Below are 13,149 nucleotides of genomic sequence, written 5' to 3' on the forward strand. Positions count from 1 at the left end.
CGAGGCTCTTGAAGGCTGGGTCTGGCGCCGGTTTAGCAGCCTCGGGGGCGGCCCGGAAGCGTCAGGCCGGATCCCCGGCCTCGGCGTATTGCAGTGTGCCGTCGTGGAGCGCGGAGGCGACCAGCGCCCCGGCGATCCCGGCCGCGCGCAGAGCCCGCAGATCGTCCGGCCCGCGCACGCCGCCGGCTGCGTAGACCCGGCGGCCCGGCGCCCGCAGGGCCCGGAGCGCGTCGAGATCGGGACCGGCCCCGGCGCCGACCCGGGCGAGCGTCATCGCGATCACGTCCGGCGGCCAGAGCGACGGATCGTCGTGGAGCGCGTCCGGGCCGAGGCGCTCGGCGCCGCGCGTGTCGAGGGACAGCACGGCGCGATCCCCGAGACCGACGACCAGCCCGGCATCCGTCTGGCTCTCGCTGCCGATCACCGGCCGCCCGAAGCCGGTGGCGAGGAACGCCGCGATGCCTGCCTGTTCGGCAAAGCCGGCATCGACCCACAGGTTGATGCCCGGGCAGGCCCTGGCGATGGCCTCCAGCGCTGCCAGATCCGGCCCGGCGCCGTCCATGATCGCGTCGAGATCGGCGACGTAGAGGGTCTCGGCCGGCCACGCGTCGAGCAGTCCGCGCGCCACGGCGGCGGGTTCGGAGCCCTTTGCCAAGGGCGTCTCGATCGGGGCATAGGAGGAGCGCTCGCCCCGGCGCGCCCGCACCACGCGGCCGCCGCGCAGGTCGAGCACCGGGATCACCGCGAAGCCGGGGCGCCCGATTCCGTCATTCATTGAGGCGCTCGTCGCGGTCATATGCGTATGCCAGGGGCAAAGACGATCGGGTGGGACCTCGGCGGGGTCCACGTCAAGGCCGCTCTGGTCGAGGACGGCCGGGTGGTCGCGGCGGCCCAGGTCCCGTGCCCGCTCTGGCAGGGGGTCGCGGCCCTCGACGGATCCCTGGCGGCCCTTCCGAACTGGGCCCGCGGCGCAGCCCGGCACGCTGTGACCATGACGGGGGAGCTGACCGATTGCTTCGCCGACCGGCGCGAGGGCGTCGCGGCGCTCTCCGGCTGGGCGGAGAAGCACCTGTCCGGCGGCGTGCGGATCTATGCCGGCCGTTCCGGCCTCGTCGCCCCGGAGACCGCCGCTTCGGTATCCGCGGACGTGGCCTCGGCCAATTGGCACGCCACCGCGGCGCTCGCCGGACGGCACACCCCGGACGCGCTGCTCGTCGATATCGGCTCCACCACCGCCGACCTGATCCCGATCGTCCACGGCCGCCCGGCCGCCGCCGGCTACAGCGACGCCGAGCGCCTGGAGACGGGGGAGCTGGTCTATACCGGGATCGTGCGCACGCCGGTGATCGCGCTGGCCGACCACGTCCCGTTCGCGGGCCGCCGCACCCGGCTGATGACCGAGACCTTCGCCCATATGGCGGACGTGTACCGGATCCTGGGCCTGCTCCCCGAGGGCGCCGACCAGCAGGCCAGCGGCGACCGCAAGGGCAAGTCCGTGGCGGAGAGCGAGACCCGGCTCGCCCGCATCGTCGGGCGGGACCGCGGGGAGGGCACGCCCGAGGCCTGGGCGCTGCTGGCGGCCCACTTCGCCGAGGCGCAGCTGCGGCTGCTGCATGACGCCGCCGCCACCCTGCTCAGCCGGCCCGACCTCGCCCCGGCGGCTCCCCTCGTCGTCTGCGGCGCCGGTGCCTTTCTCGGGCCGCACCTGGCCGAACGGCTCGGACGCGAGGCCGTCCGGCTCGTGAGCCTGCTGCACGACCGGATCGCCGGGGAGCCCGACTGGATCTCGACCTGCGGGCCGGCCGTCGCCGTCGGCCTCATCGCCTCGGAGGACGCATTCGCATGAGCGCCATCAAGATCCTGGCCCGGGTTCTCACGAGCCGGGTCGGACCGCATATCGAGCTGGCCGTGGAAACCGAAACCGGCGAGGTCCTCAAGGTGCTCGCCACCGAGGACCAGATCGACCGGCTCGTGGACGAGCTGGAAGACATGCTGAACTCGCCCGCCGAGCCGGATGACGGGGAGCCGCCGGAGGCGGCCTGAGACGGGGCGGGGCGGATCAGGGACCCGCGATGAGCCTGATCGCCGCCAAGATCGCCATCACGCCGACGCTGATGTGGGCAGTGTCGGCGGCATCACGCCGCTGGGGCAGCCTGGTCGGCGGGCTGCTCTCCGGCCTGCCGCTCACCTCGGCGCCGATCTCGATCTACCTCGCCGTCGAGCAGGGCGAGGGCTTCGCCGCCGAGGCCGCGATCGGCTCGGTGGAGGGGCTCGGGGCGGTGACGCTCTGCTACCTCGCCTACGCCCTGTGCGCCCCGCGGATGGGCCCGGTTCCGGTGCTCTGCGCCGCCCTGTCGGCCTTCGTGCTGGGCGGAGTCGTGCTGCATGGGCTGATCCAGCCGGGGCTGTGGCTCGCCACCGCGATCGACCTTCCGGCCATGGCGCTCGTGGTGGCACTGGGCCCGCGAACGGCCGAGTCCGGTGCGCCGCTCCGCCGCCCGCGGCCGCCGCGCTGGGACATGCCGGCACGTCTCGCGGCGGCGACCGCGCTTGTGCTGCTGGTCTCGGGGCTCGCGCCCCATCTCGGCTCCGGACTGAGCGGGCTCCTGGCGCCGATCCCGATCATCTCCTGGCCGCTCATCGCCTTCGCCCGCTTCCAGGACGGCGTCCGCGCCTCCCTCGACGTGGTGCGCGGCAGTGCCCAGGGCGCATTCGGCGTGCTGGCCTTCTACGTGTGCATCCACCTGCTGCTCGGCCGGATCGACATGGGCACCGCCTACGCCGTGTCGATCGCCCTGTCGGCGACCTGCGTGCTGCCGTGGCTGTTCGTGGGGCGCCGCATCCGGGCAGGGTGAGGTTGGCAAAGGGTGACCTGCGTTCAACCCGTAGTCAGTTGCACGTGTCATAGGAAACATGCGTACCTGTCCTCCATTGAGAGGATCGTTTCGGGAGCGCGACTCATGCGGAGCATGACCATCGAGCAGCTCCGCGCCACCAAGGTTGCAGGCGGGGTGGCGGGCGTGACGCTGAAAGGCGAGGGCGGGACGTTCCTCGTGGAGATTGCCACACGCAGCGGAAAAGCCGCCGTGCTGGCAAAGGCCCGTAGCAGCGAGCCGCGCCGCTTCGGCAATCCACTCGCGGCCTTGAACGTGCTGCGCGGCCTCGGCATTACCGTCGGCCATTTTGACGCCAGCGCCTGGACCCCGGCCGAGAAGGTACCAGCACCCGGCAATCGGGGCCGGGCCGAGGCCATGCGCAAAGCCCACCAAGCCGCAGCCTATTCGGACTGGCTCGCCGCCGAAATTCAGGACTCCATCGACGACCCGCGGCCGAACCTCTCGCACAATGAGCTCATGGCCGAGTTGCGCGACGACCTGGCTGAGCTTGCGGCCGAGTCCGGGCGGACCTGAAGAATTGCCGCCGGGCCTGACCGATGCCGCCCGCGAAGGCGTCCTACCGGATCGCGTGGCGACCGAAGGCCCGCGAGGATCTGCGCGCCATCGTTCGGTACATCGGCCAGGACGACCCGAGCAAAGCACGCAATTTTGCCCAATCGCTCCACCACAAGACCTTGCCGCTCGCACGCTACCCGAACCTCGGTCGACCGGGACGGCCCGGCCTGCCGGACGCCGTGCGCGAGCTGATCGCGCATCGGAATTACATCGTCTTCTATCGCGTGCGTCCCGAAGCGCACATCGCGGAGATCCTGCGCGTGAAACACAGGGCGCAACAGGCGCCGTGACATGGGACGAGGCCAAATTCCCGTCGTTCAAGACTCGGGCGAGCGCGACCTGGGCACGATCACCGCCGACACGGTCTCAATCGCCCGGGCGGCGGGATGACAGGCTCGACATCACCCCGGCATCCGGTCCGGAGGACGCGGTCCGCTTCAATCGATCTGGTACAGGGCGACGCGGCCGATGCCCTCGATGCCGAGCTTCTGGGCGCTCGCGCGCGACAGATCGATCATATAGGTCCGCTTGGCCTTGGTGTGTTCGTTGGTGCGATCCGTGATCTGAACGATGACCGAGCGACCGTTACGGGTGTTGACGACCTTCACCTTCGTCCCGAACGGCAGGGTGTGATGCGCAGCCGTCAGCTTGTTCGGGTCGTATTTTTCGCCGCTGGCTGTCCGACCGGAGTGCTTGTACCAACTCGCCCGGCCGCTCCCGAGAAGTCTCGGCTTGGCCGTCGCCGTATCGTGTCCGGTCTGAGGATCGGGCGGTGCCGGCTGCTCTGCGACGGCCTCCGCGGTCGACGGCTCTGCACTGGAAGGCTCGGCGCTCGAAGGCTCAGATCGCGCTCCGGCAAGCCCATCCTGTGCCGACACGGGATCCACAGTCTGGCCGAAGCGCCCCATGAGACCGGCCTGTTCCTGACCGGCCGGATGGGCCGATGCCGGAAACGTCGGTTGCGCGGGCAGGCTGAAGGATGACGCCTCCGGCGGATCCGTATCCTCGAGCGATGCTGACAGGGAAGGCAGTTGCGTCGTGAACTGGCGATAGGTGAAGACCGGTGCTTCCCGCTTCAGGACGTTCACCTGATCCAGGCCGGATCGGCTTTCCATGCCCGGCGATGGATCAGCCCGAGCCGCGTCGGCTGGAACCGACAGGATCGAAGCTAAGAGCAGGGCGCGAGCGACGCTTCGTCTGTTTTCGCCGCCAGGCCCGACCATAGCATTCACCCGTGATTATTGATAATCGACGGACGCATAAATCGTTTCAGTCGCCTGAGTTCCACACAACTGCTAAAACCGCCGTCTGAGCGGGATCATCCTTCGGACGTAGCCTATCGGCCGAGCTTGCCGATCGGACAGCCGGGCGTTCGGTTCTGCGTGTCGACGGCACCCCGTGCGGTCCGCTCGACCGATGCAGCCGCCTGTGGCGCTCGATTCACGCAAAGAAAAACCCGCGGCCGTGAGGCCGCGGGTCTTTACCGACAAATCCGATGCGGGCGGATCAGGCCGCGGTGCGCTTGCGGGCTTCCTGCTTGGTGTCGACGCCGGCCGCTTTGATCTCGGACAACTTCTGGGCGACGTTGCGCGAGAACACGAACTCGGCCGGGCGCTGGTTCTCCAGGCTGACCTCGGGCGCCATCGCGCCGTCGGTCTTGATGCCGCGGATCGCGTGGACCAGCGGCTTCCAGGGCTTGCGCACCGAATCGACCACCGAGGAGGCCTCGTAGCCCGAATGGACCATGCAGTCGGCGCACTTCTCGTAGTTGCCGGTGCCGTAGGCGTCCCAGTCGGTCTCTTCCATCAGCTCCTTGAAGGTCGCCGCGTAGCCCTCGCCGAGCAGGTAGCAGGGCTTCTGCCAGCCGAACACGGTGCGGGTCGGGTTGCCCCAGGGGGTGCAATGGTAGGTCTGGTTGCCGGCCAGGAAGTCGAGGAACAGGCCCGACTGCTGGAAGGTCCACTTCTCACGGCCCTTCTCCTTCCCGTGGCGGAAGACGCCGCGGAACAGCTCCTTGGTCGCCTTGCGGTTCAGGAAGTGCTTCTGGTCGGGGGCGCGCTCGTAGGCGTAGCCGGGAGAGACGGTGATGCCGTCGATGCCCATCCGGGTCACGCTGTCGAAGAAGTCGGCGATCTTCTCGGGCGAAGAGTTGTTGAAGAAGGTGCAGTTGATGGTGACTCGGAAGCCCATCTCCTTCGCCTTGGCGATGGCCGCGACCGCCTTGTCGTAGACGCCGCGCTGGCACACCGACTGGTCGTGCATCGACTGGTCGCCGTCCAGGTGGATCGACCAGGTGAAGTACGGGCTCGGCTTGTAGTCCTTGATCTTCTTCTCGAGCAGAAGCGCGTTCGTGCAGACGATCGCGAACTTCTTCTGGTCGATGATGCCCTGCACGATCTGCGGCAGATCCTTGTGCAGCAGCGGCTCGCCGCCGGCGATCACCACCACGGGGGCGCCGCACTCGCGCACTGATTCGAGCGCGTCGGCGACAGGCAGCCGCTTGTTGAGGATCTCGTCCGGGTAATCGATCTTACCGCAGCCGGCGCAGGCGAGATTACAGCGGAACAGGGGTTCCATCATCATCACAAGCGGGTAGCGCTTGCGGCCCGTGAGGTGCTGCTTGAGGATGTAGCCGCCGATCTTCGCGACGTACCGGAGGGGGATACCCAAGATTGCGGCTCCTTACTGCGTCGGCCCCGGGGCGTCGGGGTGCTTACCGCGAAAAAAACTCGAATTCCAGCGCCCTAGCTTGGAACTAATCTGAAACAGCCCTGTTTCGGCGGGCCATGACGACTAATTCTGCTCCTGACGCAACCGAGCCACATGGAGTGGATCGGCCGGTCGGGTCGCCTGACGGTTGAGGACAGCACGTGCATTGCGTCGGCAATGCGACCGAAATCCCAAGATTTTCGTCCTCATCCCGCGATTGCAGTGCGCTATCGCACATCCGCCCAGGCGAGGACCGCGCCGAGGCCCTCGCGTTGCAATCTGGGATCGCCCTCTTTACTGAGCCCTGTGGCCGCGATGCAAGGGGTGGCCCCGGGGTGGCCCCTAACGAGGCGGCCGTGCAGCGAGCCGCATCGGACCGGTGTGGCTTGCGCCCGCGCATCGGGCGACCAGATTGGGCGATGCAGCGTTCCCCGGATCCGAAGGGCGTTCGCGCGGATCGTGAGGCGGCTTTCATGCGGGCGTCCGAGCCCGGTCGCGCCGATCCGGCCGGGACGGTTGGGATGAGCCGGTCGCGCATGGGGCGCGTCCGGGGCGAACAGGCAGGGTGCTCGTGATCGAAGGTCTCGTCGCGTTCTCGGTGCGGTATCGGTGGAGCGTGATCGCCCTTACGGCGTTTATCACGATCGCGAGCCTCGGAGTCGCGGCGCATCTGTTCCGCATCAACACCGATGTCGAGCGGCTGATCGACCCGAAGGAGCCCTGGCGCCAGGACGAGATCAACTTCGAGACGGCGTTCCCGCAGCGCGGCAACACGATCGTGGCGGTGATCAACGGCGAGACGCCCGAGGAGACCGAGGAGGCGGCCGCCAACCTGGCCAAGGCGCTGACCGCCCACAAGAACCTGATCGAGACCGTCTACCGGCCCGATGGCGGCCCGTTCTTCGACAAGAACGGCTTGCTGCTGATGCCCCAGGCCCAGCTCGACAAGACGCTGGAGGAACTCACCCAGCAGCAGGGGCTGCTTGGGCCGCTCGCCGCAGATCCGTCCTTACGCGGTGTGATGCGGGTCCTGTCGCTCGGCGCGCGCGGCGTGAAGACGGGCGACGCCAAGCTCGAAGACCTCGACAAGCCCATGGGGCAGATCGATTCCACCCTGCAGAAGGTGCTGGCCGGCAAGCCGGCGCGGATGTCGTGGCAGGAGCTGCTGGCCAATGGCGAGAGCAGCGTCACGGACAAGATGAAGTTCGTGATCATCCAGCCGGTGCTGGACTTCAACGCCTTGGAGCCCGGCTACCAGGCGACCAAGCTGATCCGGAACGTCGCGCAGGACCTCAAGATCGATTCCGAGCACGGCCTGCGCATGCGGCTGACCGGCACGGTCGCGGTGGCGGACGAGGAATTCGCGACGCTCTCGGAGGATGCGGGCCTCAACAACAGCATCATCGTCGGGGCGATCGTGCTGTTCCTGTGGCTGGCGCTTCGCTCCGGCAAGCTGGTCGGCGCGGTCCTGATCACCACCTTCGCGGGCCTGGTCGTGACGGCCGCGCTGGGCCTCGTCATGGTCAAGGAGCTGAACCCGATCTCGGTGGCCTTCGCGGCCCTGTTCGTCGGGCTCGGCATCGATTTCGGCATCCAGTTCTCGGTGCGCTACCGGGCGGACCGCTACCAGCAGCCGAACCTGCAGAGCGCGATCCGGGCCGCCGCCCGCGGGGTCGGCTGGTCGCTGACGCTCGCCGCTGTGTCGCTGGTCGCCGGCTTCTTCGCGTTCCTGCCGACCGCCTTCCGGGGCGTCTCGGAACTGGGCCTGATCGCCGGCGTCGGCATGGTCGTGGCCTACCTGTTCGCCCTGACGCTGCTGCCGGCGCTGATCGCGGTGTTCGAGCCGAAGGGCGAGAAGCAAGCGGTGCAGACGGAATGGCTCGTGGGCGTCGATCCCTGGATCATCCGCCACCGCAAACCGATCCTGATCGCCGTCGGCGTGGTGACCCTGGCCGGGGCGCCCCTGCTGTGGCACCTGCCGTTCGACTCCAACCCGATGCACCTGCGCAGCACCAAGACGGAGTCGATCGCCACCTATCTCGACCTGATCAAGAACCCCGAGACCAGCCCGAACCTGATCGACGTGCTGGCGCCCAACGTCGATGCGGTTCCGGCCCTGACGAAGACGCTGGCGGCGCTTCCGGTCACGTCATCGATCAACAGCGTCGATACCTTCGTGCCGCGGGACCAGGACAAGAAGCTCGCGGCGATCGCCGATACGGCGCAGCTCCTCGATCCGGTGCTCAATCCCGGCCGCAAGCCGCCGCCGCCGACCGATGCCGAGAACGTCAAGGCGCTCAAGGATGCCGCCACGGCGCTGAACGGCGTCTCGGGCGAGGGCAAGGAGGCCGCGGGCGCGCAGACCGCCAAGCAGCTCGCCGGGACGCTCGACAAGCTCGCAGGCGGCCCGGTGCAGCTGCGCGAGGCGGCCTCCGTCGCCCTGACCAAGGATCTCGTGCCGCTGCTGCAACGCCTGCGCGACCTGCTCCACCCGGAGAAGATCACGCTGGACAACCTGCCGCCCCAGTTGAAGGCCGATTGGGTCGCGGCGGACGGGCGCGCCCGCATCGAGGTCCATCCCAAGGGTGATTCGAACGACGACGAGGTGCTGCGCACCTTCTCGGACGAGGTGCTGAAGGTCGCCCCGCACGCCACCGGCGCACCCGTCGCCACCACCCGCTCGACCTACACCATCCTGGGCGCCTTCGTGCAGGCGGCCGTGACCGCCTTCGTGCTGATCTTCGTCATCCTGTCGGTGGCCCTGCGCAAGCCCTGGGACGTGGCGATGACCCTGGGCCCGCTGGTGATCGCGACCCTGTGGACCCTGATGTTCCTGCGCATCATCGACATGCCGCTGAACTTCGCCAACATCATCGCCCTGCCGCTCATGCTGGCGGTCGGCGTGGCGTTCCACATCTACTACGTGATCGCCTGGCGCGCGGGGGTGACCGACATGCTCGCGTCCAGCCTGACCCGGGCGATCTTCTTCTCGGCGCTCACCACCGGCAGCGCGTTCGGATCCCTGGTCCTGTCGAGCCACCCGGGCACGGCCAGCATGGGCAAGCTGCTGGCGCTGTCGCTGTTCTTCACCCTGATCGCGGCGTTCTTCGTGGTGCCGGCGACGCTGGGCGAGCCGCCGGCCCAGCCCGACGACGACCGTCCGGAGGGCGAGAAGGCCGCCGGTGCCGCTTTGCGGAAGAGCACCGCTTCGGCGGATCCGGTGCTGGCCAAGTAGGTCAGCGCGGATCTCTCAGAGAGCCTTTTCGAAGAAATGGTCGGGGTAGGGGTCGTCGTTGAAGCGCGCGATCTCGACCCAGCCCGTTCGGCGATAGAGGGCCAGGGCCTCCGGCAGGGCAATGTTGGTGTCGAGGCGCAGGACCGCGATCGAAAGGTCCCGGGCTGCATCCTCGACGGCCTGCATCAGGCGTCGGGCGAGGCCGAAGCCCCGGGCTGCGGGATCGATCCAGAGCCGCTTGACCTCGGCGACCGGGCCGCCGCCGCCCTTCAGGCCGACGCATCCCACCGGCAGGCCATCCGCGATGGCGAGCAGGAATGTGCCGCGCGGCCGGACCATGGCCTCCGCTTCCGGATCGCAGGACAGCTTGACGTCGAACCCTGTCTCCAGCCGGCGCGCGAGTTCGCCGTAATACGCCTCCAGGCAGAACCGGGCTGCCTCGCTACGCGGATCCGCTTCCTCGATGGCGATCCGGTCGCCGCCGAGCGTCAGGGCGACCAGGTCCATCGCGCGTAGAAGCTCCTCGGAACGCGGCGCGCGCGCCAGCAGCGCGGAGGCGCGCGCGTCGGACAAGTCCTCGTAGGCCGAATACTCCCGCTGCCCGGCTTCGGTCAGTCGTGCGACCCGGCGGCGGGCGTCGTCCGGATGAGGCTCGGTGGTGAGCAGCCCCTCCTCCTCGAGGCTGCGCAACAGGCGGCTCATCAGACCAGAATCGAGGCCGAGATAGGCGCGGATCTCGGCCACATCGGTCCGCCCCGCACCGATCGCGTTCACCACGCGGGCCGCCCCGAGGGGCCGGCCCCGGCCGAGGAACGAGCTGTCGAGGGCGCCGACCTCCGCGGTGACGGCGCGGGCGAAGCGGCGGAAGCGGGCGATGGAATCAGGTCTCATTTATCTGACCTTAGTCAGACAACATGAGCCATCAATCGCACTCGGCGTCTGTTCGACGGCATCTTCCCCTCGAACGCTGCGCGCTCTAACCTCGCCGTATGACGACGATCGCGCTCGAAATGGCAGCCCCAAGCTTGGCGGAACTCGCCGCGCGTGTCGAAGGTGGCGAGACCATCGTCCTGACGCGGGATGGCAAGCCGGTGCTCGATCTAGTGCCGCATCGCCGGACACGCGGGCTCGATATCGAGGCCGGGGAGGCGTTTCTTCGGGCGCGTGGGATCACACGCAGCCAGGGCTTCATCGCGGACGACTTCGACGATCCCCTGCCTGAGGATTTCCTCATCCAGCCGTTGTCCGGGTCGTGAGGCTGATCCTCGACAGCCACATCCTTCTTGCCATCGCGCTGAAGCGGCGCGACGCTGTTTAACCCAGAAAGTCCGAAAACCCGCCCCTGACGGCCCCTGATGCGTCGGCGGCTGCCCGCGAGGCCGGGGCGATCAGCGCGTCGCGCTCGGCAGCATACAGGTAACCCGGAGCCTCGCCCGGAAAACCGCCGGCGGTGGCCGGGTGGGTGTAGAGCTCGGTCAGGCCGTCCGGCAGCTGCGCCAGGAGCGCCGCCACCCGCGGCGGGGTCATCGTGCCGGACCAGGCGAGGCCGAGGGTGCGGTCGGGGATCAGCAGGCCGGCCTGGCGGGCGCGCACGGCGAGCAGGGCCGCCCAGGGCGCGATGTCGAGGGCGGGGCGCGGCCGGGCGCTGGCCTCGGCCCGGCGGAGCAGCTGGCGCGGCTCCCGGGGGACGCGGATCGCCCGCATGCCGTAGCCGCGCCCGATCCGCAGCACCGCGCCGGCGATCAGCGGATGGACGTGGAAGTGCTTGTGGGCGTTGACGTGGTCGAGGGGCAGGCCGGTCGCCCGGTAGGCCTCGAACTGCGCCGTGATCTCGGCGGCGAGCTGGCGCCGGGCCGCGGGCTTGCGGGCGAGATCGAGGCCGACGCGCGCCATGTCGGCCCGCATCAGGCCGGCGGCATCGGTCAGGTCGGGCAGCTGCGCCGCCGGCAGGGTCGGCCAGGCTTCGACCAGGACGAGGTGGAGGCCGACCCGCAGGAACGGCATCCGCTTCGCCCGGGCCACGGCATCGGCGGCGGCGGGCGCCGAGACCATCAGGCTCGCCGCGGTGAGGATCCCCTCTCGGTGAGCCTGCTCGACGGCTTCGTTGACCTCGAGGCTCAACCCGAAATCATCGGCCGTAACGACAAGACGCTTCACGACGACCTCGTAGCGGGTGTCGAGAGGGCGAGCCCTCTCGCGGGTCCAGGGCGGAGCCCTGGGAAGAGACGCGGGACTCTACCCCGCGCTCCCCGCCGGGGCCGTGGGCCCCGGACCCCTGACTTCACGCCGCCTTGGCGGTGCCCTGGCGCTCCTTGAGGAAGCGGTAGAACTCCACGCCTTCGCGCAGGCGGCGCTTCATCATGTCGGGGGAGCGCACCATCTCGCCGACGATCGAGGCGATCTTCGGGGCGCGGAAGTAAAACTTCTTGTAGAACTCCTCCACCGACGTGAAGATCTCGGTGTGCGACAGGTGCGGGTAGTGCAGCGGCGCGACCTGCACGCCGTTCTCGTCGACGAGCTCGGCGTTCTCGATGTCGAGCCAGCCGTTCTCCACCGCCTGCTTGTACAGGAAGGTGCCCGGGTAGGGGGCCGCCAGCGAGACCTGGATCGTGTGCGGGTTGATCCGCTTGGCGAAGGCGATCGTCTCCTGGATCGTCTCCTTGGTCTCGCCCGGCAGGCCGAGGATGAAGGTGCCGTGGATGGCGATACCCAGCTCGTGGCAATCCTGGGTGAACTTCTCTGCGACCTCGACGCGCATGCCCTTCTTGATGTTGTGCAGGATCGTCTGGTTGCCGGACTCGTAGCCGACCAGCAGCAGGCGCAGGCCGTTCTCCTTGAGCACCTTCAGGGTCTCACGGGGCACGTTCGCCTTGGCGTTGCACGACCAGGTCACGCCAAGCTTGCCGAGCTCGCGGGCGATCTCCTCCGCGCGGGGCAGGTTGTCGGTGAAGGTGTCGTCGTCGAAGAAGAACTCCTTGGTCTGCGGGAACTCCTTCAGGCAGTACTTGATCTCCTCGATCACGTGGGCGACCGAGCGGGTGCGGTAGGTGTGCCCGCCGACGGTCTGCGGCCACAGGCAGAAGGTGCAGCGGCTCTTGCAGCCCCGCCCGGAGTAGAACGAGATGTAGGGGTGCTTCAGGTAGCCGATGAAGTACTTCTCCATCTCCAGGTCGCGCTTGTAGACGCTGGTGACGAAGGGCAGCTGATCCATGTCGGTCATGATCTCGCGGTCCTCATTATGGACCACGACGCCGTTCGCATCGCGATAGGACAGACCCTTGATCTCGGACATCGGGACGCCGTCGGCGACTTCCTTGACGGTGAAGTCGAACTCGTTGCGGGCGCAGAAATCGATCACCGGGGCCTGGGCCATGGCGCCGGCGGCGTCGACCGCGACCTTGGCGCCGATCAGGCCGGCGATCAGCTTCGGGTTCGCGGCCTTCAGCGCCTCGATCGTCTTCACGTCGGACTTGAACGACGGCACCGAGGTGTGGAGCACGACGAGGTCGAAGTCGTTGGCCTGGGCCACGATCTCGGGGAGCTTGATGTTGTGCGGGGGCGCGTCGATCAGCTTCGAGTTCGGCACCAGGGCGGCCGGCTGGGCCAGCCAGGTCGGGTACCAGAACGACTTGATCTCGCGCTTGGCCTGATAGCGGGAACCGGCACCGCCGTCGAAGCCGTCGAAGGTGGGAGCCTGAAGGAAGAGCGTGCGCATGGGGTTCAAGGCCTCAGGGCGTTGCCGGGGGAGGGGTG

13 protein-coding genes are annotated in these 13,149 nt (G+C 68.6%); 7 read left to right on the forward strand and 6 right to left on the reverse strand.

What is annotated here, in order from left to right:
* Window positions 1–61: 61 nt before the first annotated feature.
* The gene (locus MKL09_RS30395; RefSeq protein WP_244025676.1) at window positions 62–775 is read right to left on the reverse strand and encodes a HisA/HisF-related TIM barrel protein; all 714 of its coding nucleotides are present in this window, start codon (window positions 773–775) and stop codon (window positions 62–64) included.
* Window positions 776–796: 21 nt separating this feature from the next.
* On the opposite strand from MKL09_RS30395, the gene MKL09_RS30400 reads away from it, so the two are divergent.
* From MKL09_RS30400 to MKL09_RS30420, 5 genes are all read left to right on the forward strand, one after another.
* The gene (locus MKL09_RS30400; RefSeq protein WP_244025677.1) at window positions 797–1,846 is read left to right on the forward strand and encodes a hydantoinase/oxoprolinase family protein; all 1,050 of its coding nucleotides are present in this window, start codon (window positions 797–799) and stop codon (window positions 1,844–1,846) included.
* On the forward strand, window positions 1,843–2,043 hold the full coding sequence (locus MKL09_RS30405) for a hypothetical protein (protein WP_092040591.1): 201 nt from the start codon (window positions 1,843–1,845) through the stop codon (window positions 2,041–2,043). The genes MKL09_RS30400 and MKL09_RS30405 overlap by 4 nt, the downstream gene beginning before the upstream one ends.
* A 29-nt stretch (window positions 2,044–2,072) precedes the next feature.
* Window positions 2,073–2,855 (forward strand): hypothetical protein, encoded by a 783-nt coding sequence (locus MKL09_RS30410; protein WP_244025678.1) that lies wholly within the window; start codon window positions 2,073–2,075, stop codon window positions 2,853–2,855.
* Window positions 2,856–2,960: 105 nt separating this feature from the next.
* Window positions 2,961–3,410: a hypothetical protein gene (locus MKL09_RS30415; RefSeq protein ID WP_244025679.1), complete on the forward strand. Its 450-nt coding sequence runs from the start codon at window positions 2,961–2,963 to the stop codon at window positions 3,408–3,410.
* A gap of 23 nt (window positions 3,411–3,433) precedes the next feature.
* Window positions 3,434–3,742, forward strand: a complete 309-nt coding sequence (locus MKL09_RS30420; protein WP_244025680.1) for a type II toxin-antitoxin system RelE/ParE family toxin — start codon at window positions 3,434–3,436, stop codon at window positions 3,740–3,742.
* Between the two features lie 147 nt (window positions 3,743–3,889).
* Here the strand turns inward: MKL09_RS30420 and MKL09_RS30425 are convergent, their stop codons facing one another.
* Both MKL09_RS30425 and hpnH read right to left on the reverse strand, forming a co-directional pair.
* Entirely contained in the window at window positions 3,890–4,540 is a 651-nt protein-coding gene (locus tag MKL09_RS30425; RefSeq protein ID WP_244025681.1) for a septal ring lytic transglycosylase RlpA family protein, read from the reverse strand.
* Window positions 4,541–4,958: 418 nt separating this feature from the next.
* Entirely contained in the window at window positions 4,959–6,122 is a 1,164-nt protein-coding gene (gene hpnH, locus MKL09_RS30430; RefSeq protein ID WP_244025682.1) for an adenosyl-hopene transferase HpnH, read from the reverse strand.
* A gap of 610 nt (window positions 6,123–6,732) precedes the next feature.
* On the opposite strand from hpnH, the gene MKL09_RS30435 reads away from it, so the two are divergent.
* Window positions 6,733–9,396 carry an MMPL family transporter gene (locus MKL09_RS30435; protein ID WP_244025734.1) on the forward strand — a complete coding sequence of 888 codons (2,664 nt, stop codon included), beginning with the start codon at window positions 6,733–6,735 and terminating at the stop codon, window positions 9,394–9,396.
* 15 nt (window positions 9,397–9,411) lie between these two features.
* Here the strand turns inward: MKL09_RS30435 and MKL09_RS30440 are convergent, their stop codons facing one another.
* Complete coding sequence (locus MKL09_RS30440) at window positions 9,412–10,287, reverse strand: helix-turn-helix domain-containing GNAT family N-acetyltransferase (RefSeq protein ID WP_244025683.1); 876 nt, start codon at window positions 10,285–10,287, stop codon at window positions 9,412–9,414.
* 119 nt (window positions 10,288–10,406) lie between these two features.
* Here MKL09_RS30440 and MKL09_RS30445 point away from each other — a divergent pair, with 119 nt between their 5' ends.
* Entirely contained in the window at window positions 10,407–10,652 is a 246-nt protein-coding gene (locus tag MKL09_RS30445; RefSeq protein WP_409567020.1) for a type II toxin-antitoxin system Phd/YefM family antitoxin, read from the forward strand.
* Window positions 10,653–10,710: 58 nt separating this feature from the next.
* Here the strand turns inward: MKL09_RS30445 and hpnK are convergent, their stop codons facing one another.
* A complete protein-coding gene (gene hpnK / locus MKL09_RS30450) occupies window positions 10,711–11,553 on the reverse strand; it encodes a hopanoid biosynthesis-associated protein HpnK (protein ID WP_244025685.1) in 843 nt (280 codons plus the stop codon).
* Between the two features lie 124 nt (window positions 11,554–11,677).
* Window positions 11,678–13,111, reverse strand: a complete 1,434-nt coding sequence (gene hpnJ, locus MKL09_RS30455; RefSeq protein ID WP_244025686.1) for a hopanoid biosynthesis associated radical SAM protein HpnJ — start codon at window positions 13,109–13,111, stop codon at window positions 11,678–11,680.
* Window positions 13,112–13,149 lie beyond the last annotated feature (38 nt).

Origin of the sequence: Methylobacterium sp. J-048, assembly GCF_022829515.1 — a bacterium.
Lineage (GTDB): Bacteria > Pseudomonadota > Alphaproteobacteria > Rhizobiales > Beijerinckiaceae > Methylobacterium.